Source organism: Vibrio sp. 1-1(7), assembly GCF_013048485.1.
Classification (GTDB): Bacteria; Pseudomonadota; Gammaproteobacteria; order Enterobacterales; family Vibrionaceae; genus Vibrio; species Vibrio fujianensis.
The window spans coordinates 947,706-974,404 of the sequence record NZ_VHSP01000001.1 but is presented as its reverse complement, the minus strand read 5'-3'; the positions used below and the strand labels follow the sequence as shown (position 1 = coordinate 974,404).

19 protein-coding genes and 1 pseudogene are annotated in these 26,699 nt (G+C 45.3%); 3 read left to right on the top strand and 17 right to left on the bottom strand.

Going from position 1 to position 26,699, the window contains the following annotated elements:
• Positions 1-288: 288 nt before the first annotated feature.
• The 7 genes and pseudogenes from FKN05_RS16895 to FKN05_RS04520 form a co-directional block, all read right to left on the bottom strand.
• Positions 289-384 (bottom strand): annotated as a pseudogene (locus tag FKN05_RS16895) (WYL domain-containing protein); the annotation flags it as partial.
• 257 nt (positions 385-641) lie between these two features.
• Complete coding sequence (locus FKN05_RS04550) at positions 642-1,148, bottom strand: GNAT family N-acetyltransferase (RefSeq protein WP_099612249.1); 507 nt, start codon at positions 1,146-1,148, stop codon at positions 642-644.
• Positions 1,139-1,405, bottom strand: coding sequence for a type II toxin-antitoxin system TacA family antitoxin (locus tag FKN05_RS04545; protein ID WP_099612250.1), 267 nt, complete (start codon positions 1,403-1,405; stop codon positions 1,139-1,141). The genes FKN05_RS04550 and FKN05_RS04545 overlap by 10 nt, the downstream gene beginning before the upstream one ends.
• Positions 1,406-1,769: 364 nt before the next feature.
• The gene (locus FKN05_RS16805; protein WP_170886985.1) at positions 1,770-5,522 is read right to left on the bottom strand and encodes a DUF4132 domain-containing protein; all 3,753 of its coding nucleotides are present in this window, start codon (positions 5,520-5,522) and stop codon (positions 1,770-1,772) included.
• A 225-nt stretch (positions 5,523-5,747) separates the two neighbouring features.
• Complete coding sequence (locus FKN05_RS04530) at positions 5,748-6,488, bottom strand: DeoR/GlpR family DNA-binding transcription regulator (protein ID WP_161428138.1); 741 nt, start codon at positions 6,486-6,488, stop codon at positions 5,748-5,750.
• 75 nt (positions 6,489-6,563) lie between these two features.
• The gene (locus FKN05_RS04525) at positions 6,564-8,987 is read right to left on the bottom strand and encodes a formate C-acetyltransferase/glycerol dehydratase family glycyl radical enzyme (protein ID WP_170886984.1); all 2,424 of its coding nucleotides are present in this window, start codon (positions 8,985-8,987) and stop codon (positions 6,564-6,566) included.
• Positions 8,988-8,989: 2 nt separating this feature from the next.
• Complete coding sequence (locus tag FKN05_RS04520; protein ID WP_161428140.1) at positions 8,990-9,919, bottom strand: glycyl-radical enzyme activating protein; 930 nt, start codon at positions 9,917-9,919, stop codon at positions 8,990-8,992.
• A 224-nt stretch (positions 9,920-10,143) separates the two neighbouring features.
• Here FKN05_RS04520 and FKN05_RS04515 point away from each other — a divergent pair, with 224 nt between their 5' ends.
• Positions 10,144-10,818, top strand: coding sequence for a fructose-6-phosphate aldolase (locus FKN05_RS04515; RefSeq protein ID WP_170886983.1), 675 nt, complete (start codon positions 10,144-10,146; stop codon positions 10,816-10,818).
• 124 nt (positions 10,819-10,942) lie between these two features.
• Here FKN05_RS04515 and FKN05_RS04510 read toward each other — a convergent pair whose 3' ends face one another.
• The 8 genes from FKN05_RS04510 to FKN05_RS16890 all read right to left on the bottom strand — a co-directional run bounded on the left by FKN05_RS04510 (position 10,943) and on the right by FKN05_RS16890 (position 20,791).
• Complete coding sequence (locus tag FKN05_RS04510) at positions 10,943-11,767, bottom strand: hypothetical protein (protein WP_170886982.1); 825 nt, start codon at positions 11,765-11,767, stop codon at positions 10,943-10,945.
• Position 11,768: 1 nt separating this feature from the next.
• A complete protein-coding gene (locus tag FKN05_RS04505; protein ID WP_170886981.1) occupies positions 11,769-15,989 on the bottom strand; it encodes an ankyrin repeat domain-containing protein in 4,221 nt (1,406 codons plus the stop codon).
• Positions 15,990-16,214: 225 nt separating this feature from the next.
• Positions 16,215-17,108, bottom strand: coding sequence for an alpha/beta hydrolase (locus FKN05_RS04500; protein WP_099612256.1), 894 nt, complete (start codon positions 17,106-17,108; stop codon positions 16,215-16,217).
• Positions 17,105-18,028: an amino acid ABC transporter permease gene (locus tag FKN05_RS04495; RefSeq protein ID WP_170886980.1), complete on the bottom strand. Its 924-nt coding sequence runs from the start codon at positions 18,026-18,028 to the stop codon at positions 17,105-17,107. The genes FKN05_RS04500 and FKN05_RS04495 overlap by 4 nt, the downstream gene beginning before the upstream one ends.
• 55 nt (positions 18,029-18,083) lie before the next feature.
• On the bottom strand, positions 18,084-18,902 hold the full coding sequence (locus FKN05_RS04490) for a transporter substrate-binding domain-containing protein (RefSeq protein WP_099612257.1): 819 nt from the start codon (positions 18,900-18,902) through the stop codon (positions 18,084-18,086).
• Between the two features lie 9 nt (positions 18,903-18,911).
• On the bottom strand, positions 18,912-19,709 hold the full coding sequence (locus FKN05_RS04485; protein WP_099612258.1) for an amino acid ABC transporter permease: 798 nt from the start codon (positions 19,707-19,709) through the stop codon (positions 18,912-18,914).
• On the bottom strand, positions 19,710-20,444 hold the full coding sequence (locus FKN05_RS04480; protein ID WP_099612259.1) for an amino acid ABC transporter ATP-binding protein: 735 nt from the start codon (positions 20,442-20,444) through the stop codon (positions 19,710-19,712).
• A gap of 218 nt (positions 20,445-20,662) precedes the next feature.
• Positions 20,663-20,791 (bottom strand): GlyGly-CTERM sorting domain-containing protein, encoded by a 129-nt coding sequence (locus FKN05_RS16890; RefSeq protein ID WP_170886979.1) that lies wholly within the window; start codon positions 20,789-20,791, stop codon positions 20,663-20,665.
• Between the two features lie 203 nt (positions 20,792-20,994).
• Between FKN05_RS16890 and FKN05_RS04470 the strand changes: the two genes are divergently transcribed.
• Entirely contained in the window at positions 20,995-22,632 is a 1,638-nt protein-coding gene (locus tag FKN05_RS04470) for a BCCT family transporter (RefSeq protein WP_170886978.1), read from the top strand.
• A gap of 93 nt (positions 22,633-22,725) precedes the next feature.
• On the opposite strand, the gene FKN05_RS04465 is transcribed toward FKN05_RS04470, so the two are convergent.
• Entirely contained in the window at positions 22,726-23,574 is an 849-nt protein-coding gene (locus tag FKN05_RS04465; RefSeq protein WP_161428149.1) for a universal stress protein, read from the bottom strand.
• Between the two features lie 10 nt (positions 23,575-23,584).
• Positions 23,585-25,075 (bottom strand): SulP family inorganic anion transporter, encoded by a 1,491-nt coding sequence (locus FKN05_RS04460; RefSeq protein WP_170886977.1) that lies wholly within the window; start codon positions 25,073-25,075, stop codon positions 23,585-23,587.
• A gap of 622 nt (positions 25,076-25,697) precedes the next feature.
• Here FKN05_RS04460 and FKN05_RS04455 point away from each other — a divergent pair.
• Complete coding sequence (locus FKN05_RS04455) at positions 25,698-26,462, top strand: EAL domain-containing protein (protein ID WP_099612262.1); 765 nt, start codon at positions 25,698-25,700, stop codon at positions 26,460-26,462.
• The last annotated feature ends 237 nt before the right edge of the window (positions 26,463-26,699 follow it).

Below are 26,699 nucleotides of genomic sequence, written 5' to 3'. Positions count from 1 at the left end.
ATTAAACTGTGCGTTAAGTTGAGAAAATGTTTTCTTAGTAAGTCTTTTGTTAATATTTGCTAGCTGGTTAAAAAAAGGAATAAAAAGATCCTTTTATTCCGTATTGCGGAACAATTGATGTGCTCTGGATCAAAGTTGTGTGGGTTATTCTGATGAAAAAACGTGTTTTAGAGAAAGGTTGACAGAAGGTATCGGCTCAATGAGATGCAGCTCTATCTATTTGGAGGAGATTTGTGTTGTTGAGATCTGGTAAGGCTCATGCAAGATTAGCTCTGTTTAAGTTTTGTAACGATCAATGCCAACATTTAGCATTAAGTGATTGGTGGCAAAAATAACAATCTCAATTATCCGGTATCGAAACAGCCGATCCCAACGTATTGGCACGCATGCATTTTAAGATCTTTGTCTAGTTATTCGACATGCTTATGTATTCACTATTTACCTGTTGCCATTAAGTGGACATTATGAGTTTAAAATCAAAGCGGTCTGTTATGTGGACGAGGCGTTGGCATTGGATACTAAGAACCAAGCCAACTTAATCGAGAGAGTCGATCAGTTTGGCTTCGCGTAACCGATCAGCCCCATTTTACTAGGCACCTGATAATATTGACGGCTTCTGGTGTGAGAGGGGAGCCGTCATCTCACTCAGCGAACAATGATTTTTCGATATCGCAGATCCGTGCCATGAGTACGAAAGGGTCAAACGTCGACTCCTTGAAGCCAAATTTCCTGTAGAACGTTTGCGCTGTGCTATCAATAGCATGGACTAAGATTCCTGCGCCACCGACAGCGTTCATTGCTTGTACTGAGCGAATGATACAATCTTTTAAAAGACCCGCCGCGATGCCTTGACCTTGATAGGCGTTATCCACCCCAAGCCTGGCTAGAATCACCATGGGAATGGGATCTGGGCTATTTCGTCTTAATGAACTGAATGCTTGCTCTCTGGAAACTGAACCCATGGCAATGGCATAGTACCCAGCCACTTGATGTGCGTCAGTGTCATTGACCACATACACTCTCGCGGTTCCGCGCTTTTGACTCTTTAACGCCTGTTTTCTTAACCAAATATCGAGTTCTTCGATGCCACATCGAAAGGTGTTAATCTGGTGCTCATCAGTGAGTAGGGTTGGTGCACTTATTCCCAAGGCGCTTTCCTTTTAAACAGATCTTTCATACCCTCAAGGGTCTGTGGTTCAGCACGAAGCTCGTTATCAAACGCTTCAAAAGCCTTTGCTTCAACAACAAAATCTCGCTGTTCGGCCAGTATGCTGTGTGCTTCATTGAGTGCTGCTTGCTGGATGAACACGGTTCTATCGACTTTTTTTAAATTTGCTGCGGCATCGATAATGTCTCTTACCGATGGTAATACTCGCATGTTGATTGGCGCTGTTTTGGTAGCCATGACACCATCCTCTGTATATCTATTTAATATACAGTTTAAATGGTTTTTACGTGTAGTCAACAGACACACAAAGTGGTGTTCGTGAAACTTTGAGAGTACGTGAGTCCACATAGGACAACTGCATAGACTGGAGCCTCGATTTATATTAACGAGGACTCCTCATGCGAAAACTATCTGCAATTATTCTGTGTCTCCTTGGGTTCAAGCTGAACCTGTGTCTGAAGTGTCGCCCATTGGCAAAATTGACGGCACGCATCTATGATGCCTAGTTCAAAAAGCCACTTACCCGCCTTAAATGCGATTGACGAACGTTATTCACCAATGTGCTTGAAGAGGTAGATCCAATGATAGTTAAAGCAAGTCGTTACCACGGTAACTTGCTTTGCCACTCGGGATCGGCATGACATTTATTGGCGATATCTTCATAGTCCCGTGCGATGGCGTTGAGCAAATTAGCTGGCACTTGGCTGAGCAGTAACTCTTGATAATGGTGACCTGAGCCAACGCGTTGTTTGAAAACCTTAATATCATAAATGGCTGCTACTTCGCGTTCTTCTGGTACACAGTTACCACTGAAGCTAAATTCTACCTTTAATCCCAAACGACCAAACAGCTTGAAGTAGTGATCAAAAAAGCCACCATCTTCTACTTCACCACGTTTATAACCTTTTTTGCTGAGTAAACCGCGTAGAGTAAAAGTATCGGTCAGCAAGCCATGGTGATGAGCTAGTGCGATCTGCTCTGGTGTTGGTGTTACTTCAACCTGTTTGAGTTGCTCAAGCAACAGCTTAATATTGTCGTTTTTCAGATGCGCTTGCCAAGCTTTGGCTTCGGCTTTATCTAACTGATTGCTGCTGAGTAAGCGCAGGTTAGCTGTAGCGGGTAGTTGCAACGGCTGATGATCGAGCCCAATCAATGTGCCGTCTTCGGCTGGCCGGAAACTATGCCAACCATCGGCCAGTTCAACTTGCCACAGTGTGCGTTGTAGTAGGTGAAACATCACAGGGTGTTGATGCAGATACTTTTGCCAATCACTAACTGTCCAAAGGCGTCCGGTGATCATGGCTTCATCAAGGCGCGCCGTTTGTTGTTCGATGATTTGCTTAAGCTCTTTTTTACAGTTGCTGATCCATTTTTTAATTTCATTAATCGCAGCGTCGTCATCATCTTTACGAGGCTGTGGTAGCGCTTTGAGCGCTTTGCCTTCTTCATTGAGTAACTGGAATTTCAGATCATGGCTCAGCTTTAGTGACAAGGTGCGTTTACCATAGCTAAATGGGGTTGGCGCTTGAGTATGCTCAAAGCCAGCAGTTTGAATCGTGCGATCGGCTAGTTCTTCCTGACTCCAGCCGTTACGCGCGGCTATCTGTTCTACGAGTTTAACCGCTAGCTCTTGCACGGATTTAGTTCGATAACGACGTGCAATGGATAATATAAATTGGATCACCGCAGGCTGGTTAATATGGACAATCGCACTTAGCATGGCTTCAATTTGATGATGTCGCAGATAGTGTTGTTTCATATAGGGTTGGATCTGTGCCACTAACGTCGACCCTGTACCGCCAGCAATCAGTGCTAATAAGCCTTTTTCTTTAATAGCGCTACCGATCAACTGATTTTTGTGTTCTGTAAAGCACGCGTGATAAGCATCTTCTAGCGTACACTTTTGATAGTCGGATCCCCAATCATACTGTGCCCATTGTTGATAGTTGGACAACTCATAATGCTGGTTCACTTCCGCGTATTCGTGTGCTTCTTGATCGCTTGGGCGACGAGTATCTTGGGCGATAAACGCTGATAAAATGAAGTGGGCGAGTTTGGCTTGGCTATCACTATCCAATTGAGAGAGATACAGGCGTAGTAGATTGTTGCCTTCGGGTTGTTTTATTTTTACTGCCATGACACACCACCAATAAATGATGTCTCGTTCAACGGGGGTGCCATCGACAAGTCGGCACTCAGGCAAATGTTGTGGCAGTAACCAATCCATCTGTTTGGGTGCCGCTTTACTTAACCCTTCGGCAGCTTCCGCCGCTAGTGCTGCGGGTGAAACAAACTCGCTGATATCACCACCACATTGCTGCAGTGCATCCAATAATTGATTACGCGTGGTATTGTCATTTTCTTTATTGATCGCTTGTTGCAAGGCCGTTGTTGCCGCTGCAAGCTTTAGTTTGCTCAGCCATTGCGCGGTGATACTACGTATCTCTTTGCTGGAAGAGGTCAGCCCAGCGAGTATTTTATCCTTGATGAGTGGATGTTGCTCAGCCACTTTTTGCGCCTGTTGCTGCAGTTGTTTACGATGATCCAATGCCAATTCATATACTCGATCCAGCCAGTCTGGTGGCAGTTGAGGAAAATCGATAAGCAGTGTTAAGGCTTGTGCCATGATATTGTTGGCACTGTAATTATCACGCACTAGAGCTGAGAAATGCCATTGTTGTGTCGTGCTATCAAAGGTTGATTTCGCCAACTGACCTTCTAACGCAAGCATCATCATTTGCGGGTATTGCGCAAATAATGGCCATACGGGGAGTTGCTCAAATGCGAGAGGTAGAAAACCAATAGGCTCGTATCGAATATTGAGAATTTCATTACCAATATCCGCAGGCGTAATAGCGAAGGGTTGTAGTAACGGTAGCAATTGGCGAATATCACTGATATCACGCTGGATGAGCTGACAGGGATGTCGACTATGAAACAGTGTATACAGCCCAGAAAACTGACCGGTGGCTAGTAAAAAATAGTGCGCTAACTGTGCATCTGGCTGTTGTGGTAAATCCGATGTATTGATAATACGACATGCCAATCTATCATCCAGTCGTTTGAATATAATATCGTTGTTCGATTGTGGTAAATTTTGCTGTAGCTTTTGCAAGCCTGTCGCGATCTGTGAGCGAGTAATCGATTGTAATTCCTTTAAATCTTGTTGTTTTTCAAGACAATGGTTTTGCCAATATTCTACTTCTTTATCTTGTTTGATGTAGCTCTTGGCTTCAGCAATACTGTCTTCTGTTTCAGCAATAGCGTTTGACAAGGTTTGCATGCATACAGATAACCAGCGTTCAGGAAATTCATGGCTTATGGTGAGTATTGGATAACTCGGTAATTGCCAAACAAAGTTTTTAGCTTCTTGCTTGTGTTGGTGTCTGGTGAGTGCTTTGGTCAGTTGTTGACGTACGATGGTGTTTGTTTCTTTCGTTAACCATTGCTTCATTAACGGTTGAGCAGAGGTAACATCCGGTACAGCAGAGATCCAATAGCCACGTGTCTTGCTATCGGCATCTTCGAAGTGTTGTTTTAGATAATATAGACAATCAAGAGGGTTACACAGTGTCAACGCGGCCGCCGCAGCTTTGCGGACTTTTTGGCTATTGTCTTGCACCAACTGCATCATTAATGGAATATGGGTGCTTGGCAATGAGGTGTGCTGACATAATTGCTGGCAGAATATATAGCGGCCTTCGGCATACAGTTGTTGCAGTTGTTCGGCAAAATCAGGAGTCAAACTGACATCGAGCCAGTTAGTATGATGACGTAAGTATTCCGCGTAACCTTCCACTATCAGACCGGGGGTCTGTTCCAAGATAAAAGCGTCAGCGTACCAAATAGGCTGTTGATACCGTGCTAACAAAGCTTGTAAGGTCTGTCGATTGGGTAAGCGGTCACTTGGTAGTCCCCAGTTATTGATGTCGCAGAAAAAGGAGACTAGATGGGCAAAATAACCATCGAATTCTCTTTCTGTCAGTTGATGGTTAAAACTGAGATCATGTGTCTTGCCCATTTGAGTGACAACAACGCCTAAGCGACAGAGAAAATCAAGCTGCTGCCCTTGTTCAGAGCGTAAGACTTGATGCATCGCATTTAACACTTGCTCATCATAATCATAGTGATCATTGGGAGAATAAAAGCCGGGAAATAGCTTGCTGTTTTTTTCTGGTTGTTGAGATAACCGTGTTAAACAATTCGCCTCTTCACCAGTGATTAGATAGCGTACCACTTTGTGCGAGAGACCCGGTTCAAACTCATCATAACCTTTGCAGGCTGTGGTCAGTCGTTTCTCGAAATCGTTAGTTGTGGTGTGGCTGAATAGTTTTTTAGAAAAAGAAGAAAACACAAAACAATCCTTATTGAGCTAATTTATTTTTATTCCTTGCGCAGGGCTAGTGATCAAAGGGAACAATTGATCAAAAGGAACATTGATCAAAGAGAACATTGATCAAAAGGAACAATGAACAAAATCGATCCCCACAGAATCACCAATGGCCGCGACTGTGTGGATTGGGCAGAAAAGCCCACCGCTTACCGCACAGGCAGTTATCGTTAGGAGTAACATGTGGCGCTATAGGGTGTAGACCTCGACGTTTTGATTTTTTAGATATTCAATATCACTAGCCGGTGCTTTACCATCGGTCAACAAAATCGAGATGCTGGGTGTTGCACCGATGGTTGATGGGAAGATTTTTCCGAATTTACTGGAATCCGTTAAAATAATATTTCGCCTTTTTTTCGCTAAAATGGCTGAAGCGATATCAGCTCGCATCATATCACAACTAGTAAAACCGGTATCTTGATGGAATCCATCAATACCTAAAAAAGCCGTACTGAAATGAATATGTTCGATACATATTTTGGTGAGTGGGCCGACGAGACTTTCTGCTTGATGCTGATAGACCCCCCCTAATAAAATGATATTGGCGGAGGTGTTGCGCAAAAGGTGTGCAATATAGGCAGAGGGGGTAATAATGGTTACATCGCCTCGGTCCGCAAGAACACGCGCAAGCAAAGCATTGGCACTACCGCCTTCAATTAATACGGTCTCATGCGGGGATACAAGTTCAGAGGCTTTTTCGGCTAACGTTTGTTTGATGTCAAAGGAAACTTCTAAACGGGAATCAATATTATCGTTTTGCAGTGATATTGCCGCGCCATGAACACGCTTCAAGTATCCACTTTGTTCTAAGAAATTAAGATCTTGGCGAATGGTGACGCCGGACACCCCGATGATTTCAATCAGCTCTGATACTTGAATGCGATTCGCTTTATTGACTAAATGTAAAATTTCACTCTGTCTAGAATTCATGACGTTTGCTCGAATAGAGAAGAGGCACCATTATAGTGCCTCTTTGTTTCATTTGAAACACAATTGAAGTTTCAATTATAACTCATGCTCTGTACGGGCGATGATGTCGTCTTGCGCATCTGGCGAGAGCGCAGTGAAGAAGGCTGAGTAGCCTGCGACACGTACGACTAAGTCACGATATTGTTCTGGATTCTTCTTGGCAGCCAATAAGGTATCGCGTGAGACGATATTGTACTGTACATGCCATCCTTTGTGATGGTTGAAGAAGGTACGGATCAACATTGAAAGCTTGTGTTTATCCCCTTCAGACGCGACCGCTGATGGGCTTAACTTCTGGTTAAGCAGTACACCACCAAGAATCTTGTTTGCTGGGATCTTACCCACCGAGTTGTAGACAGCCGTTGGCCCTAAGCGATCTGAGCCAGATGCTGGGCTTGCCCCCTCTGCCAGTGGCGTTTTCGCTTTGCGACCGTCTGGCGTTGCCATGGTTGATGCACCAAATGGCACGTTCGCGGAAATACTTGATGTACCGGCGTAGTAGCCGCCACCAATTGGGCCGCGACCATGACGTGTGTTGACGAACTGTTCTAGCTCATCAATGTAAACTTGGTAGGCATGGGTGAGTAGTTGGTCTACCGTGTCATCATCATTGCCGTATTTGGGCGCGAAATTGATTAAACGTTGGCGAAGCTGTTCGTTCTCAATACCTTCGAAATTTTCTTCTAAGGCTTTGGCCAGCTCTGGCTGGGTGATTTGCGCCTCATCGAAAACAAGGTGTTTGATTGCCGCTAGGCTGTTTCCCAAGTTTGCGATTCCCACTTGTAAACCAGATACCCAATCGTATTTTGCGCCGCCTTCTTTCACGGTTTTACCACGAGCTAAACAATCGTCTACCAGCGTTGAACAGAAGATGTCTTGCGCTTGTTGTTCAAGCACACTATCGACTACGGTATCGATCTCAATCGATTTACGCGTGTAGTAACGGATTTGTTCAGCCCAAGAGGCGGTCACTTGTTCAAAGTTCTCGAAATTGCCTTTTGCCAAAGACTTATCGTGTGGTAAGAAAGCGTGACCGGTTGTCGCATCTATACCTTCGTTCAGCGCGGCCAGCAGGATACGCACAAAGTTAATAAAGCTCATACCGGTACAACGGTAACCCCATTTGCCCGGAACCGCCGTTTCGATACAGCCGATAGATGCGTAGTTATAAGCGTCTTGTTTCTCTACGCCCAGCTTGATGAATTCAGGAATCACAATTTCATCGTTGTTAAAGGCAGGCATACCAAAGCCACATTTAATCACGTCAATGCAGCCCATCAAGAACGCTTGGTTCAAACCTTCATGATAACGCACACTCAAGTTAGGTTGCGTCGAACGAAGCTGACCACAAGATTCCAAAATCGCCCAAGACAGAGGATTGACAGCATCTTCTGGCTCACCATTTTCATTTAACTTCTGACCGCCGATACAGACGTTTTGATAAAGCGGCGATCCTGCTGAGGCTTTGGAGTGCGCGCCGGAGCGAATTTTGTTCACTTCAAGCAGCTTTAACCAGCAGCTTTGCAATAGTTCAAGGGCGAAAGCTTTGCTCATTAGGCCATGTTCAAGATCACGTACGTAGTAGTCGTTGAGGTATTGATCTATCCGACCAAATGACACCGAGTGGCCGTTCGACTCAATTTGCAACATCAACTGCACAAAATAGCTCAATTGCAGGGCTTGCCAAAAGTTGGTTGGGGCATGGTAGGCAACATGACGACAGATGTGTGCGATTGTCTCTAGTTCCTTTGCTCTCTCTGGTCGTGTTTCGCTTATTGCCATTTTTTGCGCAAGATCAGCGTAACTTACCATGTGCTCTTGAATCGCCAGCAACACGATTTCGACAGATTTATAGAACTGCTCTTTTTTTAACCCTTCAAAGGTCGAGACATCATTATTGGCGCGATGCTGACGAACCTCGTCTAATAGCCCATTCATCCCGAGTTTAAGGATTTTCTCATTATCAACGGCTAGGTGAGCGTCACCAGATGTCATATTCCCTTCGGCTTTGATGATGCTGCTGGCTAAGATCTTTTGCTGCTCATCGGTAAATAACCCATAGCAACGGTCTTGAACCGTTTTACCGCGCCAGTACGGTGTCATCGTATGGATGCGTTGTTTGTCTTGTTCGGTGACAGCAAAACCCGCGCCTGGGCGATCGGCCAGTTCATCGATTTCTGCTTCAATCCAACGTACGGTGTATTCAGGGAAGATAGGTGCTGCACGGACTTTGCTTGCTTGGTTACCGACAATCAGTTCATCATGTTTAATCCAAATGGTACGAGTCCGTAAGTGCTCTTGGAGTGCTAATGCACGCTGGACAATCACAGGTTTATCCTCATTGGCCTGATAAGCACGAGTGTAGGCCTCAGCACGCTCGGTACAGATAGGTGGTGTGACGATATTGATCAGGGCCGATTTGTGCGCTTTGATACGCTCAGGAAGGGTATTCAGATTCATGGTTAACCTCTTACAATCACGTTGAGTTGAGTATGATCGCTTGCGTATTGCATGGCGCTTTCTAGCAGTTCTGGCTTGTTTAATGGTTTGTCAGAACACAGGTACGGCATATCGAGCAAACGGTATTTATTGATGCCGAGTGTGTGGTACGGCAGCAAATGAAGTTCTTGGCAGCTTGTTAGTGAAGCGGCAAAATCGATGATGTTGTGTAACTCTTCGAGGGTGTCGTTAAAACCCGGCACAACGGGCACGCGAATCACAATCCGCTTGGCGATGGGAGCCAGTTTTCGGAAATTGTCTTTGATGCGTTTTAGTGAACCTTTGGCCCAGCTAAGAAATTTTTCTTCATCGGTATGCTTTAGATCTGCGAGCCAGCAATCGATGTGTGGGGCCACTTTTGCCACATTCTTCCATGGTACATGCATGCACGATTCAATCGCGGTAGCGACTTGATTGCTCTGTAAACGTTGTGCGAGTTCGGCGACTAAATCGGCTTGCATTAATGGCTCACCTCCCGAGAATGTCACACCGCCTTGGCTTTGGTCATAGAAAGGCTTGTCTTTCATTAATAGCTTAAACAGTTCGTCTGATTGTGTTTCTTCTCCACATACACTGAGTGCTTGAGTCGGACAAACATTTTGCAGCGCAATCAGTTGATCGTCTGTGATTGCTTGACGATTGATGGTGATCTGGTTATTAAGACGTCGAATGCCATCATTCAGCTCGTCATCGTTTACTGTCGCTTGATAAGCGGAGACACACAGTTGGCAATCTGCCATACAGCTTCGTGGATCAAAAAATAACGAGCGTTTTTCGCTGCGGCTTTCTGGATTTTGGCACCAAGGGCAAGACAAACTGCACCCTTTAAGAAAAAGAATGGAACGAATGCCGTCACCATCATGGGTAGAGAATCTCTGAATATTAAAATACATTTCTGCTTACCTCTTGGATTACGCTTCGCGGTTGACACTTATGGGCCACTTTTCGTTGGTTAATCGCTTTATTTACGTGTGTATCCACTGCATCAATCTTTCATATTGTGAAATTAGATTGTTTCAAATGAAATTTCAATTGATCCAAATCAACATCTTGTTCGATTGTCGGATCTATAGTGATCCCATCATCAAAACGAAGAGATTGTTTTAAGGTGGGAACCATGATTGAACTTTATTTAGATACGGCTGATGTGGCAGAAGTGAAACGTTTTAACCAGTGCTTACCGCTAAAAGGTGTGACAACTAACCCAAGCATTTTGGCAAAGTCAAAACAGGGGCTCAATGACACCCTCGCCGGCATGCAAGAAGCCCTTGGCAGTCATGCTCGCTTTCATGCTCAGGTGGTCAGTTCTACGGTTGAAGGTATGGTTGCAGAAGCGCGCCAACTCCATGAATTGCCTTATGATATGGTGGTAAAAGTGCCTGCAACAGAAACGGGATTAGCTGCAATTAAGTTGATGAAAAAAGAAGGAATTCAGGTTCTTGCGACGGCGATTTACTCGGCTCAACAAGGTTTCCTTGCGGCACTGTGTGGTGCTGACTACTTAGCCCCTTATGTCAACCGTATTGATGCGATGAACGGTAATGGTGTTGAAGTGGTTGCAGACCTTCAATTGCTGTTGGATCAAAACCAACTACCGGCGAAGATTTTGGCTGCTAGCTTTAAGAATACTCAGCAAGCGATGGCAGTGATGAAACTGGGTATTGAAGCGATTACGCTACCGACCGATGTGGCAGAGCAAATGTTCGCTCATCCAGCAGTAAAACCAGCGGTTGAGCAGTTCGATAAAGACTGGAAAGATACGTTCGGCGACAAACTTTCATTTGAAAGTTAGTCGGTCTATTAACTTGTGTCTATTGAATGTCTGAGCTTGATCCGGCTCGATGGACACTCGACTATTTTGCATGACCTTTTTGTTTGCCGAGTGAGGCTGGCCAGCCATGAGATAGAAACCTGAATCATTCTGATGGCGGGGAAAGTGGCCAGATAAACAGCGAGGGAAATGCCTGACGCAAAAGCGCGTGATCCAAAGAGAGCGTTTGAGGGATTATGCCCGAAATTTCTGGTTGTAGTTTGCCAAAATTCTGAGGTCGATAGAGTTTCAGGCAACTCTGCGCCTCAATCAAGCGATAGGGACAGAAGCCTCCTGTCGTTATTTTGTGTCCTGGAATGCCATATTTAAGACGGACATTTTCCCCTAACCGCTCAGTCAGTAAGGCCGGCTCCAACCGATTTGCCAAATTGACTTGCTGCTCTTTTGAGATCAGGTAAGCGCAGCAATCTGGGTTATCCAGCAGTAAGCGAGCCAAACGTTTCAGCCAAGGGGTCAGAGCTTGGGGCGTTTCTGGTGGCATCAGCAGTAAGATTTGTTGCTGGTGAAGTTCGTTCGCATGATGATTACGTAATAACCATAATGGACTACCAAGCTGAGTCGATAACTCAGCAAGCCTTGTCCGTTCTGCTTGGATTTGAGCGTGCAGCTTTGCCAATGCCTGTGAGAAACGGTCAGCCGATATCTCTTGACGTTTTAACCAGTATAAATTGAGGTGTTCACCCCAAGTCTGGTGGTAAAGCCGCAAGGTGTAGTACCCCTTGCGGGGTACTAGCTCGCCACCGACGCAAGCGGTGTGGCAGTTAGTTACTTTGAGGTTGGCAGCAAAATGGCGTCGACAAATCCTAGCGGCTTTGAACCCTGCTAATTTGGCCGGTACATAGTAGCGTGCAGCGACTAGCCAGAAAAGCGAAATTACTAAGGCATAAAGCAGACGGGTGATCACTCGCATATCAGGCGTCAGCCAGCAAATGTTGGCGTATTGTCATCACCTGTTCTACGAAGCTCTGCTCGGTATGGAACAGTTGCTGTAGCATCTGACGGAAGTTTTTTACCAGTTCATGTTTGACTCCAGGTTCATCTTCAAGTACTACTCGAAAGTGGTTGCCGATGGCTTCAAAGGAGATGTATTTAGTCAAATCACCCAATTGGCTGTAACAGAGGGCTTGGATAATTTTTTTCCAGTCTTCAGCATCCATTTTGAGAGGTAACACACTCTGTATGCGGTTGGCCAGCTGTTGCATACTGGTTGAATCTAATTTGAAAATGACGTTAACAAAACCGAAGTTGGCCATGATCTGGTACATCTCGCGCAGATCCAAGGGGACGACGTCATCTGGAGTGGTTATTGGTGTTTCTGTGGCCTGGTTGAGAGTTGAAGAAGTCGCGCTAACGGTTTGCCACTCAATCTCATGTTGCACTTGTTCAAGAGCATTGAGCACCGCTCTTGGGCTAGCAAACAGCTCACGGAATAACTGCTCCAAAGCCTGAATTTGGGGCAGGCTTGCGATTTTATTGGGATCGACCTCGAAGATACACTGCGTCTCCTCGTCATTGGTTTGTAATGCTTGTGCTAGCTCTGGCGACGTTTGATTGAATACGGCGCTGATAAAGCGTTGCCAGTTGACGGCATTATCCATATTGGCATCAGGACACTGAGCCTCGATAGCCGCACCGAGGGCTCGGGTTTCGGAAAATTCCAGATCCAAGCGAAAGCTGACTCCTAGTAAGGTCACCGATTGACGGACAATACGGCGGAATTGAAGTCGCGTTTCGTGATCTTTAAAGCCGACACTGGCTTGGGGCATCGCGCTTTGCGTTTGTGGCGCTTGGGACTTCGGTTTGTTGAATTCGGCCAGCTTTGTTGCCGCATCTGCTGGGCACACCGGTGGTCGCATGGCTTCAAGGTCGGCTATTCCAGAGGCGATCACCGCATCACCATAGTAACCAGCGATGAGCTGTACATAATGACTGGCTTGTTCACCATGCATCAACAGGAAGCCCAACGGATTCATCCCATTAGCATCGGGGGTCTGGGGTTTGGCAAATCCGATATTCGATGAGGATTCTGACTTGAGGTTGGGATCGATCATCCAAGGATCGGCTCCAAGTTCGAGCAAGCATTCAAAGATTCCAGGCCGATTGGCGAAGGAGGCCTCTAACAAGGGGTGGTGGCGTCCAGGGGTCAGACTATTGATTTTGGCTCCTCGCTTCACCAGTTGAGTGACTAATCCCTTTTTGTTGGCTTCGATAGAAGAGTGAGCATCGTAGCAGTATTGACTGGTGATAGCCGCTAGCAGTGGGGTGTCACCCAAAGGTGACACGGCATTGATATCTGCTCCACGCTTGAGTAATAGGTCAATGCAAGACTGGATACCAAAGGTACAAGCTGTCATCAGCGGCGTCGCTCTGGAATCTGGATCAGGATCTAGAACCTCAAGATCCACCCCCAGCTCCAATAGGGCTAATACGGTATTAGCACGATCGATTGGGTTGACGTCTGAATAGTTGGACAAACATTTATGCATCGCATTGGAATGATCGAATCCGCCGACATGATGGATGTCAGCACCATGCTCAGCAAACCAACGTAAGAGTTCAGCACGCCCTGGCATGGCGGCAGCAAAGATCAGGTTATTCCCAAGCTGATTGACTTCATGGATATTGAATCCTGTTCTTTGCCACAGATAGCGAACGAATTTTAGGCTGGTTTCTTCATTGATCGAAGAAGGATATCGTTGTACTGAACTCATGATTCCAGATTCTTGGAACTGTCCCACCGGGCGAGTCGGGTCGACACCATAATCGATAAGTAGATCAAACATGGGACGGCAGTATTCAAAGTCATTGTCCGCATCACTGAGGATACAAGAGAAAAGGTGGGTGATATCGGGATTGGTGGGCGTATGTTCAACATGGATGGCATAAGGTTGATCGACAGCTGCACCAGCTTCGAGCAAAATCTCCACCGCATTAAGATAGAGTTGTTTGTTTTGTTTGCATCTCGCATAGCGGAAACAGAGCAGATACAATAAACTCCACCGGCAGCTGTCGTCACCATCAAAACAGAGACGATCGAGATCTTGTTCGCGCTCTATGAGTACCCGGAACAGCTCCAAGCCGTCCTCTTTAAGCTCCCAGAGAACATCTTCAGCAAGCCAACGCACCTCGGTCCATGCGCGCATCGTGGGGAAGCGTTGCAGTAGATATTGGGCTAAAGACCAGCATTTTTTGTGCAGTGCTAGAGTAATCGCGGTTGCTGGGGCTTTGTGATTGCCGGAAAAGCTTTGATGCACATCGGCCAGTTGGTAATCGGGATACAGAGCAACGATATCGCCCACAAGTTGTGGATCTCGCAGAAAGTGTATCGCTGAAGCGACGGCATCTGCTGGAAACGGGAATGGCTGTTTGAGTTGCAGCAGTCGCCGTATTATTGGCTCGTTGCGGGTGTGAATGGCCAATTCGAGTAGTGAACCTTCATCATATTGTTGTTGCAGATCTAACCCTAGATTGAGTAACAGTTCAAAAATCGCTGCGCGATCTTGAGCGGTTTCCTCAGGTTTGTTGGCAAAATAATGGAAATAACCAGAGACCATTTCGGGAGTAATTTCAACCGGACTCTCACTTAAGGCGATTAAGGCCTCCAGTGTGGGCAGATCGCAGCAGTATTCGAACGCCCAGTTCAAGGTGTGGGCACTCAATGGTGGTTGAAAACCGTGAGTTAGCATTTGTTGTACAAACTCAGCGTCTTTATGAAGTAAGGCAATATCCAGAGCTGTCCAGCCGGAATCGGTTTGCAGTAGGCTGCTTAATCCAGCCTCTAACAGCATGTTGAACATGGCTGACTTTTGTGCCAAGTTGGGTTTTACCCTGAGATGACTTGGATAGAAATGGCTTATCCACAATTCATCATTCATACGGCAGTTTTCATTGACAGGTTTGCCGCGTAGGGCAAAGTTAGGGGTAATTCCGCCTTGCAACAGTACGTTGAGTTGGTCAAGCTGAGCGCGTTCGATGGTTAGAAATAGGGCACTTCGATGATCATGGGGATCCTCTGCACCATGGCGTAGTAACAGGGCAACTTCATCCAACCTATTCTGCTCCATAGAACATAAAGCATAGAGCGGAGTACAGAAGAGTTCAGTGCCACCAGCGGTGGTGAAAGCGAACGCTTGGTTAACCTCAGCGCCTTTGGCTATCGCTAACTCAGCAAGTTGACAGCGCTGGCTAGATGATAAGTTGGAGTGACACAAAATTGGGCCGACCACAGGCTTGCCACTGAAATCGGCTTGGATGGTAAGATAGCGCTCAACCTCGTTCGCATCGGCAGAAAACAGATCCAGACTCTCATCAAGTATCAAACGGGACAGCAACTGATCTTTGGTTAGTAGCATACGCGCGACCTCTGGTTGATAGTGGTCGATATCTGCTCCTAGCTCTACGAGTCGAGTCAAGATTAGGCGTTGGCCATTTTTTATCGCCATTGCCAGTAAAGTCTCACCAGAAGCCGAGTAACCTCGCTCTAAGTCGTAGTGGTATTTCTGCTCGATTAGCATATTGAATATGGCGAGTATTTTCTGCTCTGGCATCGGAGCATTGAATAATTGAAATAGGAGTGAGTCACAATATTCTCGTTCTTCACTGCCTTGATATGCGATGCCGTGAGAGAGCAGCAATTGCACGGTTTGTGGTTCCAGAGCAGGGTTGCGACTGAAGCAATGCCAGAAGAAACATTCATCATCTAACAGTGGCAGTTGCTGTTCCAACACGGCCTTGACCATTCGATAGTCACCACGGCAGGTGGCTAGTGACAAGAGATTAAACTCTCTTTGCCAAATAATGTTGAGATTGACCCCCTGCTCGCTAAGCATACGCACCATCTCGCCCGAGCGCAGTGCGCGCTGTAATACATGATTGGGCTTACGCTGCTTGTCGAGTAAGTGATTAATGCTGGCACCCAGTTTGAGTAGGTGCTGAACAACTCTATCGAGTTCGGGATTGGCCTGTTCTAGGGCAAAATCGAGTGGTCGGCTATGGTGAATTCCGTCCTGAACAAGCTTGTTATTGACATTGTTAGGGTTGACCACTTGGCTGATAGCAACCAGATCCCGATTGAGAATATGATCCTTGAGCGTGCCACCTAAGCTGTGGTTATCTTCAGTAAAATGTCCCATTAATTGATCTCTTGAGGTTGTCGTGACATGAGTGTCTTGCGGGCGTGATTGGATTGCGATGTATTTTGTTTATTGGATGAGCATCTTGGTGCGATACAATGATTTGCATATTTTGTGATTGTAATGAAGGCCTTAAGATCTGTCTAGTGTTTTATCTTGCTCGATTTTCCTCGTCAGGAGCTGCTTATTCGATTGGCTGATTATTAGATGGTAGTCTTCAAATCTTCAGAGGTTTTGCTCTTCAGATCTTTTCCTATTGTGCAGGACAAAATCGGTCAGCTCTTGCTTGTGCAGCTCAATCTTTTCCACGCCATCATGATCGGCTCCATCAATTTCCAGAAAGCGTATTTGTTGCGAGATTCCTTTTTTTGCTTGCTGATAAATAAGATAGCCGTCTTCAATCGGTACGGTCTTATCCGCATTGCCGTGTACAATCATTAACGCAGACGTTACTTTTTGAATGGTATTCATCGGAGCAATTTGCTCGAATTTGTAGCCGATGATCCACTCAACGTAAGCAAGAATCAAAGGTATCAGTGCAGGGACATTGGTTAATTTATGCAAAAAACGCCGCATCGCGAGTTCTGGGTGGGCAAATGCCGCAATACTTATCACGCCATTAAGCGGTAGTTTTCTTGATGCGGCCAACAGCACTGCTCCTGCACCCACAGAATGGCCAAGAAGAAAGACCGAACGCATCTGGTGTGGATGGTGTTGTGAAAGATACCGGTGAACCGATTCAATATCGCTAGCGAATTTCGGCATGGAAGAAAAACTATCCGATTCACTATTGCCGTGGTTGCGAGAATCAAACAAACAGACGTTGACGCCGAGATCATAAAAAGGTTTAGCCAGAGGTAGCATAAGACTTTTATTCGCTCCCCAGCCATGCACGATGATTACGGTTGTATCAGACAGGACAGAGGATTTCGGCTCGAGTAACCATGTTGCTAAATATTTGCCGTTTTCAGCTGGAACTGAACACGCGGTTGAATGTAAACCGAGTGACTCAGGAGTCACTTGTTGGCAAGATTTAGGCACACGAAAAGCCAGATGCAGCCAAAAGGCGAACCCGGCAACAATAACAACGATAGCTAAAAAAACGGTCAGATTACTCATCGATCCGATCCCAAGTGTGATCGTTTCTCTATGTAACGAAAATAGAGTGAGAGACTCAAACAAATAAGCAAGTAGGTGAAGCCAACAATAAGCCAAATTTCGAAAATGTAGCCAGATGAGTTTGCCATTTCGGTACCCACGAAGGTCATTTCCTGAATCGAAATCAACGAAACAATCGATGTGTCTTTGACTAGCGAAATAGTTTGACCTGCAAGTGCCGGAGTGATGGCTTTAATGACTTGAGGCGCGATGACAAATCGATAGGTTACCCAACGAGACAGGCCGAGTGAATCGGCGGCTTCCCATTGACCATTGTCGATACTTTGCAAACCACCACGCACGACCTCGGCAATATAAGCGGAGGAGAGTAAGCCGACACAAATGACTCCAGAGGCTAGATTTTCCCAGAGGTTGGCTGGGCCAAACAAGACATATTGAATCATGTTGGGCTGTCCGCGATAGTGGCGCAGCAGATTTTCTAAACCCAACAGAGGAATTAATTGGTTGGAGATAAAAAAATAGAAAATGAAGACAAAGACCAATGGTGGAATATTGCGCACTAATTGAATAAACGCATTGGCGGGGGTACGTAGCCATCCCGATGATGAAAAGCGAGCCAAGCCCAAAAGCGTACCTAATATTAAGGCAAAAACGATGCCCCATACACTTAAACGCAATGTCGAAATTAAGCCTTGAAAAAAGTACGGTAAGCTGCCATCGGCTCTTGGTGTAAACAATAGTTCAATGGTTTCTTGCCAGTGCCAAAGATAATTGACTCCGGCGCTTGAACGATGATAGAGCCATATACCAATACCACTGCAGATCAGCAGCAACACCCAATCGAGTCGCTGAAAACGTGGAAAGAAAGAGCCCGTTTGGGTTCTATTGGATAAAAGACGAAAAGTGGTATGTTCGCTCAAGGTTTGTCTCCATGATAAGAAGTACACCAACCCGTTCAACGAGTTGGTGTTGAGCCTACTGACCTTGCGCGATTTGGTCTTGCCAGTCTAGAGTTGAAAACCAATATTGGTAGCGTTCATCTAACCAACCGTCTTGGGTTCGTGCATCAATCCACTGGTTGAAGAATGCTCGCTTATCTTCTTCTCCCAAACGTACAGCGAAGGCTTCATTACCCTGTGATAAACGCTGAGTAAAGGGAAGGAAGAGCTTGTCCGCATGTTTGATCGTTTCGTGTTCAGGCTTAGGGCTGGATGCAATAACGGCATGAGCGTTACCGTTCAGTACTTCTTGAAATGCTTGTGCGTCATCATCAAATTGCAAGATTTTTGCTTTAGGGAAGGTTTCACGCGCCACTTGGACGGTAAAAGCACCCCGGCGGGCCGCGATTTTTATCCGACGGGAATTAAAGTCTGAAAATTCACTAAAGCCAGAAGCCAAGGTTTTATTGGCGGCGATTTGTACGCCAGAGTGAGAATAAGGCGCGCTGAACAATACGCTCTTTGAACGTTCTGGGGTAATAGACATACCGCCGATAATAACATCAAACTTTTTAGCCAGTAGCGCGGGGATAATGCCATCCCAAGCGGTCGGGACAAATTCGACGTTTAATCCCGAATCTGCCGCCAGACGTTTGGCGACGTCGATTTCAAAACCGATTAATTCCCCCTGTTTGTTACGCATAGCCCAAGGCACGAATGTTGACATACCGACACGTAACGTTCCCCGTTCTTTGATTTGATCCAGATTCGGCGTTGTTGTACTTGGGTTCGCCAGTGAGGGGAGGGCAATGGTGATCCCTAGTAATGCGGTGATGGTTGCTCTGAATAACCTCATGTTATCTCCTTATAATTTGCGCCAACTGGCTCCTAGTTTGTGTTCTAGCCAAGCGGATAAGCCAGACAGTGATAATGTGAAGGCAAGGTAGATTGCCGCCACAGTAAACCAGATTTCAAACGGCATGGCCGTTTCAGAGACAATGTTTCTTGCCTCGGTAGTTAGATCGAAAATGGCCATCACACTGACTATAGAAGAATTTTTGATCAGTGATACCAGTTCGTTGGTCAATGGTGGTAATGTGCGTTGTAATACTTGCGGTAAAATAACGTCTTTATAGGTAAAGAAAGGTGATAACCCTAACGTTTTGGCCGCTTCAAATTGACTGGTGGGAATGCTATTTAATCCGCCACGAAAGATCTCCGTGGTGTAAGCGCCTTGAAAAAGTGAAAGTGCCAAGATGGCGGTACTAAATCGGTCTAAGCCAATGACTGGTCCAAAAATAAAGTAGAGTAAATAAATTTGTACCAATAGTGGTGTGTTCCGAATTAATTCTACGTACACACTACCAATGGTATTACCGACTACAGATTGACTGAGCCTTAATAGCGCGGCCACGAAACCAATCACCAGAGTGAACAATAGACTTAGCGCGGAAATTTTGACCGTAATAATAAGGCCATCAATCAATTGAGCGGGCCACCATTGACCATCTTCATAGAAGGCGAGGTAATCAGGTACTCGTTCCCACTGCCATTGATACCCTATCGCTTGAGCTCCTGAATCAAGAATCCAAGCCATGAGCATCAGTAGTATTATTATTTGAGCCACTGCTTGAAGAACGGGTTTAAAGACTCGATAGAGCATCTAGTGACTCAGAATTTGGTTTAAGAACGCTTGAGTGCGCGGATGTTTGGGCTGTTCAAATAAAGTCATTGGGGCATTCATTTCGATAATTTCACCTTCATCCATAAAAACGACGCGGTTGGCCACTTTTTTTGCAAAGCCCATTTCGTGAGTGACACAAATCATCGTCATACCGCTTTGTGCTAGCTTGACCATGACATCAAGTACTTCGTTTATCATCTCAGGATCGAGCGCCGAGGTGGGCTCATCAAATAATAGCAGATCAGGTTCCATACAAAGTGAACGAGCGATGGCAACACGTTGCTGCTGACCTCCTGATAATTGAATGGGGTATTTATTGGCTTGTTCTTCAATATTCACTCGTTTTAGGTAATGCAGGGCTCTTTGTTTGGCTGCTGACACACTGAGTTTTAGGGTACGGATTGGAGCGAGAGTAAGATTTTCTAAAACAGTAAGGTGGGGGAAAAGATGAAAATGTTGGAACACCATACCGACTTTACCGGGTTTGAGTGTGTCAGCATCAGCCGGTTGTCCGAACACAGTGAGTTGTCCAGCCTGGATGGATTCTAGATGGTTAATACAACGGATTAGCGTGGATTTTCCTGATCCGGATGGCCCGCAAATGACCAAGATTTCGCCAGAATGCACTGACAAATTAATATTCTTTAGGGCGTGATATTCGCCATACCACTTGTTTACGCCGTTGAATTCAACAACAATATTTTTCTCTTTCAAAAGGGATAACTGCTAGAGTAAATTTCTCGTTACCATAACAAGTTATTAACGATATTGCACCTGTTAATCAAGAGCAATCAGTATCCCACCGTCACGCTTATGGTTTGCTCATGATTTCACTGGTGGGATAGATAACCAATGAACCTCTTAAGTGATCAATCTAGAGGTCAATGTTTCCCTTCAAGCCATCAACGTATTACTTGAAGGGAAAGGGCACATTAACGGTTAATACGACGTCGCCACGCTAAGGCGAATAAGAGAACGCCCGTACCGAATCCAATGCTACCACCACTGCGACTATATTTAATTTGGGAACGGTACCATGTTGGATTTGAGGAGGAATGCATTTTTTATTCGTAGCTTGATTTATCAGCATTGTGTCGGTTCGCTTCTAATGCTATTAATAAGCGCCTTTTGTTAACGTCGGGCTTGTCGTGGCTTTTTTGAGCACAATCCTATAGGAACAAGAAAGACAGACACAGTGGCTAACATCATCGATTGAAGGTAATAATTTGTATGTTGATGACAACTTTGCATGAAGGAGAGATGTGTGAGTAGTGATAATGGTGGAATTCCTCGCCCTAGTGGCAAGGTAAACCCAATTGATACAGATTATACTGTTGGGCAAGATAACGTTGTGGTCTCTGTAGGTCCCTTCGGATTAGATATCCATAACCGAGTGTTTGCTGTATCAGGGTTAGCAATTGTTATCTTTGTGTTTGCTACTCTGATTTTTCGTGAGCAAGTGGAGCCGTTATTTGTTCATATGAGAGGTTGGTTAACCTCGCATCTGGATTGGTTTTTCTTACTCTCAGGTAATATTTTTGTCTTAATCTGTTTAGGTTTGGTGGTGTCACCGCTGGGTCGAGTCCGTATTGGTGGTACCGATGCAGTACCTGACTACTCCTATGCAGGCTGGCTTGCTATGTTGTTTGCCGCCGGAATGGGAATTGGTTTGGTATTCTTTGGCGTGTCTGAGCCAATGTCTCATTTTAGTAGTGCACTATCTGGCCCTGTATTTGAAAATGGCGTGCGAACGGACTGGGCACCACTAGGTGGCGCGGTTGGTGACAGTGAAGCGGCTCGTCGTCTTGGTATGGCCGCCACCATTTATCACTGGGCACTTCATCCTTGGGCGATTTACGCATTACTGGCTTTGGGGTTAGCGATTTTTTCTTTTAATAAAGGCTTACCGCTGACCATGCGTTCGGTATTTTATCCTCTGTTTGGTGAACGGGTTTGGGGTTGGACAGGGCACATCATTGATATTCTAGCGGTTGTGGCTACGGTCTTTGGCCTTGCGACTTCACTGGGTTATGGGGCTTCTCAAGCCGCTACCGGTTTGAACTTCCTCTTTGGAGTACCATTAACGGATACCACCCAAGTAGTGTTGATTGTGGTAATCACCGGTTTTGCGTTAATTTCAGTGGTGGCGGGTTTAGATAGTGGCGTGAAACGCTTATCTGAAATCAATATGGGGCTTGCTGCTTTATTGTTGTTATTCATTGTGATCGCAGGACCAACTCTCGCCATTTTGACTGGGTTCTTTGACAATATCTTTGCCTATATCACGACATTACCTGAGCTTTCAATGCCGTTTGCGCGAGAAGATGTCAATTACTCACAAGGTTGGACTGCCTTTTATTGGGCATGGTGGATCTCTTGGTCTCCTTTTGTTGGGATGTTTATTGCCCGAGTTTCTCGTGGACGAACCGTGCGTGAGTTTATTGTCTGTGTACTCTTAATTCCGTCGACCGTTTGTGTTTTCTGGATGACCGCGTTTGGTGGCACCGCGATTAGCCAATACGTCAATGATGGTTATCAAGCCGTTATTGGGGCCGATTTACCGGTGAAATTGTTTGCTATGTTAGATGCGATGCCGTTGGCTAGCATAACCTCGGTTGTGGGGATTATCTTAGTGGTGGTGTTTTTTGTAACCTCCTCTGATTCTGGTTCTTTAGTTATCGATACGATTGCTGCAGGTGGTAAAGTGGACGCACCGACACCGCAACGTATTTTCTGGTGTACGTTTGAGGGGTTAGTGGCGATTTCTCTGATGTTAGGTGGCGGTCTTGCCGCAGCACAAGCGATGGCGGTGACTACTGGCCTTCCGTTTACTATCGTACTGTTAGTGGCTGCCGTCTCCTTAATTAAAGGGCTGATGAGCGAGCCAAGAAAAGCTAAGTAACCAAGTAGCAACGGTATAAAATGCCATTAAAAAAGCCCTAACGGTGGTTAGGGCTTTTTATTGGCTGATGATAATGGGTAAAAGTTAGGTTCGTTAGCGAATCAACAATAACGGAACGCTAGACTCAACAATAATTTTTGTGGTGTTGCTACCGACAAAAAACTGACGGAGCTTGGAATGTCCGTAAGCGCCCATAACGATTAGGCCTAGTGCATTGCTCTCTTGATAATTTAAAATCGCACGATGAACTTCACCCGTTAAGCTGGCTTCAACCACCTCAATGCCATTTTCTCTCAGTTTTTGTGCTGCTTTAGTAAAAGCTTCCGCTTTATCATTAGCATCTTCCACCATAACGAGGTGGCACGTCATCCCTTTCAAAAGTGGAGTATTGATGGCTTTTTCAACTAATTTGTGGCTAATTTCACTGCCATCAAAAGCTAATAGATAACTTTCTGGTGGCGTAAAGTCGCCCGTTGCCACAAGAATATGGCTTTTAATGGTACGAACGACACTCTCTAACTGAGAGCCCACCGCTTTGGTGTTACTTTGGTTCATTTCACCTGATTTACCGACCACAAGAACACGAATGTTTTGTTCCATATCAAGCAGTGTTTCTAGTAAGTCACCATGTTTTTGCAACTTAGTTAGATCAGCAAAACCAGACTCTAATGCTTTTGCTTCCAACTCATTGAGCAGTGCCTTTCCGTGCCTTAATGCGACTTTGGCTCGTTTTTCATCTAACTCAATCAATTCTTGTAGTAGATGTTCACGGCTGCCCAGCCCGATATTTCCTGAAAGCTCTGGCTCGGTTTCTCGCTCTGATTTATCAAGCACATGCAAAAGTGTTAATGGTGCAGACAGAGTTTGCGCAGTCCAAATGCTTAAGTCCGCTACTGATTGTGAGTAGCTAGAACCATCGATACAGGCAATAATATTTGTCATGACTTGCTCCTTAATGTCCGCCCATAAGTTTTTCTACTTCTTCAGGCTTATCGTGTATCCCAAATTTATCCACAATGGTGGCGGTTGCTTCATTCATCCCCACCAGATTCACTTCAGTTCCCTCACGGCGAAATTTTATCACCACTTTATCTAATGAGGATACAGCGGTGATATCCCAAAAATGTGCCGCAGAAAGGTCGATAGTGACACGCTCAAGGACTTCTTTGAAGTCGAACGATTTAATAAATTGATCGGACGAGGCAAAAAAGACTTGCCCAACAACATGATAAGTACGTTCGGTATCATTTTGAGTCAGATTACTTTTCACCACCATAAAGCGGCCAATTTTATTGGCAAAGAATAGTGAGGCAAGCAATACACCGATCCCCACTCCAATCGCGAGGTTATGGGTAAACACCACCACAACCACAGTGGTAATCATGACGATATTGGTTGAAATCGGATGGGATTTAAGATCTCGAATCGAGCCCCAAGCAAATGTACCGATGGAAACCATGATCATCACCGCAACTAACGCAGCCATTGGGATGAGTTTTAACCAGTCACTTAAAAACACCACCATGATCAACAAAAAGAGCCCAGCGCAGAAAGTGGATAAGCGTCCTCGTCCACCTGATTTCACGTTAATGATTGATTGACCAATCATTGCACAGCCCGCCATGCCACCGATAAAGCCGGTAGCTATGTTAGCTAGGCCTTGGCCTTTACATTCGCGGTTTTTATCACTATGGGTATCCGTGAGGTCATCGACAATGGTCGCGGTCATCATGGATTCCAGTAAACCAACCACGGCAAGTCCCGCCGAATAAGGCAGAATAATGAATAAGGTTTCAAGGTTGAACGGCACGTCAGGCCATAAAAAGATAGGGAGTGTATCCGGTAAGTCGCCCATATCGCCGACAGTGCGAATGTCGATACCAAAGCTGATGGCGATCAGAGTCAGTGTGATGATGCAAACGAGTGGTGAAGGCAACATCTTACCAATCACCGGGAGATAAGGGAAAAGATAGATAATAGCTAACCCCCCCAGCGTCATGGCATAGACATGCCAGGTGACATGAGTTAACTCAGGTAACTGAGCCATAAAAATTAAAATCGCCAGTGCATTGACAAAGCCGGTCACCACTGAACGCGATACAAAACGCATCAAGTTACCTAATTTTAAGTAACCTGCCGCAATTTGAAAAATACCGGTCAATACTGTGGCGGCTAATAGATATTGTAAGCCATGCTCTTTAACCAAAGTGACCATTAATAATGCCATGGCCCCCGTTGCTGCGGAGATCATCCCCGGGCGGCCACCGACAAAGGCGATAATCACCGCAATACTAAAAGAAGCGTATAGACCCACTTTCGGATCAACGCCGGCAATAATAGAAAAAGCGATCGCTTCAGGAATCAGTGCTAACGCAACCACAAGACCAGCTAAAACATCCCCTCGCACATTGGAAAACCAATCGCGCTTAATATTTTGTAACATGTTTGTTCTCTATAAAAATGAAATAAAAAGGTGTGAAGTGAGAGGTGAAGGTCGCGCTAGGGCGGCGTAAGTGGCATGCACGGTATCTCCTGACTGATATTGGGGGCGAGATCTTAGCCATTCAGACCCTAAAGGTCAATCAAGCATTTCTCCAAGTCAGGTGAATGAATTGATGTCGAGCTGGAGTTAATCATTCACTCAGCTATACCTTTCCTACTTCAATCTGCAGGAGTGTTGGCTACGTTCTTTGTCCCCAATCACATCGTCTGTCTATGCTCATGGGGATGATGAGAGCCATCTGTGGCTCTCATCAAAGGCCAGCCTACGGCTGTTCAAATTTGTTTCAGACAAATTTGTCACCCACTTGCCGCTTACCTGCAACGCCAAGTGGTTTGGGTATATTTTGATATGGTGAATTAACGTTTGCATATGCGATGTTCAGTGAACAAAACAATCGTCTTTTAATTTGTTGATTATAGTGATTATTTGACCAACTTTACCTAATCTATCATTATCTGATGGTTAATCGTCGGTTGCGCGCTTTTTGATAAATTAAGCTGGAACCCTAAGTACAGGTACTTAAAAAATGAAACCTGATTCCATCCATAATGAGAGACCAAGTATGAATGATCTACCAAATGATAGCGACTTTTCCTGCAAGCAATGTATGGAAGGGCGTGATCTTAGCTTCGATTTTACCATGGCCTTTCAACCCATCATTCAATGTTCATCTAAGCAGGTATTCGGCTACGAGGCTTTGGTCAGAGGGTTACAAAATGAATCTGCATTGTCTGTTATTTCACAGGTAACGGAGGATAATCGGTATCGCTTTGACCAACTGTGTCGGATAAAAGCGATCGCTTTAGCCTCAAAGCTGAATATTACCTCGATGGTCAGTATTAATTTTTTACCTAATGCGGTTTATCGCCCAGAACGTTGTATAAGAACAACGCTAGAGGCGGCGAATCAATATAATTTCCCGTTGCGGCAAATCATGTTTGAGTTTACAGAAGGTGAACAAGTTCAGGATCACCAGCACATACAACATATTATCCAATATTATAGAAATTTAGGCTTCAAAACGGCAATTGATGACTTTGGCGCGGGATATTCTGGATTAAACCGGCTCGCTGATTTTCAGACCGATATTGCTAAATTAGACATGAGTTTGATTCGTAATATTGATAAAGATGCTGTTCGACAAGTGATCGTTAAACATTGCGTTAGCATGCTTCGTCAACTGAACATATCGCCATTAGCCGAAGGAATTGAAACCCGAGAAGAAATGCAATTCTTACGCGATATCGGTGTTGACCTCATGCAGGGGTACTATTTTGCTAAGCCAGGTTTTGAATCATTACCAGAGGTTGATTTTAGCCTGCTATAACAATTTGTCCGTGATAACAATCTGTCCGTTATAACAATTCGCCCGTTATAACAATTAGCCCGTTATAACAATTAGCCAGCTTTAGCAACCAGCAAAGCCGGTGCTACAGGTGACAAGGGGACTTGCTATCTTATTGCTCATTAATGTTGCAGCAATATTGGCTGTACTGGTGGATGTTAATCGTGTAATCATATTTTTATTGATAGGGCTTTACTCTTATGCCACCGTTATTTTGTA

What these genes read in the sequence shown, in the direction of transcription:
- FKN05_RS16890 (WP_170886979.1), bottom strand. Translation starts at nt 20,791, where the DNA reads ATGCATTCCTCCTCAAATCCAACATGGTACCGTTCCCAAATTAAATAT.
- FKN05_RS04490 (WP_099612257.1), bottom strand. Translation starts at nt 18,902, where the DNA reads ATGAGGTTATTCAGAGCAACCATCACCGCATTACTAGGGATCACCATT.
- FKN05_RS04525 (WP_170886984.1), bottom strand. Translation starts at nt 8,987, where the DNA reads ATGAATCTGAATACCCTTCCTGAGCGTATCAAAGCGCACAAATCGGCC.
- FKN05_RS04455 (WP_099612262.1), top strand. Translation starts at nt 25,698, where the DNA reads ATGAATGATCTACCAAATGATAGCGACTTTTCCTGCAAGCAATGTATG.
- FKN05_RS04530 (WP_161428138.1), bottom strand. Translation starts at nt 6,488, where the DNA reads ATGAATTCTAGACAGAGTGAAATTTTACATTTAGTCAATAAAGCGAAT.
- FKN05_RS04505 (WP_170886981.1), bottom strand. Translation starts at nt 15,989, where the DNA reads ATGGGACATTTTACTGAAGATAACCACAGCTTAGGTGGCACGCTCAAG.
- FKN05_RS04485 (WP_099612258.1), bottom strand. Translation starts at nt 19,709, where the DNA reads ATGCTCTATCGAGTCTTTAAACCCGTTCTTCAAGCAGTGGCTCAAATA.
- FKN05_RS04545 (WP_099612250.1), bottom strand. Translation starts at nt 1,405, where the DNA reads ATGGCTACCAAAACAGCGCCAATCAACATGCGAGTATTACCATCGGTA.
- FKN05_RS04510 (WP_170886982.1), bottom strand. Translation starts at nt 11,767, where the DNA reads ATGCGAGTGATCACCCGTCTGCTTTATGCCTTAGTAATTTCGCTTTTC.
- FKN05_RS04465 (WP_161428149.1), bottom strand. Translation starts at nt 23,574, where the DNA reads ATGACAAATATTATTGCCTGTATCGATGGTTCTAGCTACTCACAATCA.
- FKN05_RS04520 (WP_161428140.1), bottom strand. Translation starts at nt 9,919, where the DNA reads ATGTATTTTAATATTCAGAGATTCTCTACCCATGATGGTGACGGCATT.
- FKN05_RS04500 (WP_099612256.1), bottom strand. Translation starts at nt 17,108, where the DNA reads ATGAGTAATCTGACCGTTTTTTTAGCTATCGTTGTTATTGTTGCCGGG.
- FKN05_RS04460 (WP_170886977.1), bottom strand. Translation starts at nt 25,075, where the DNA reads ATGTTACAAAATATTAAGCGCGATTGGTTTTCCAATGTGCGAGGGGAT.
- FKN05_RS04515 (WP_170886983.1), top strand. Translation starts at nt 10,144, where the DNA reads ATGATTGAACTTTATTTAGATACGGCTGATGTGGCAGAAGTGAAACGT.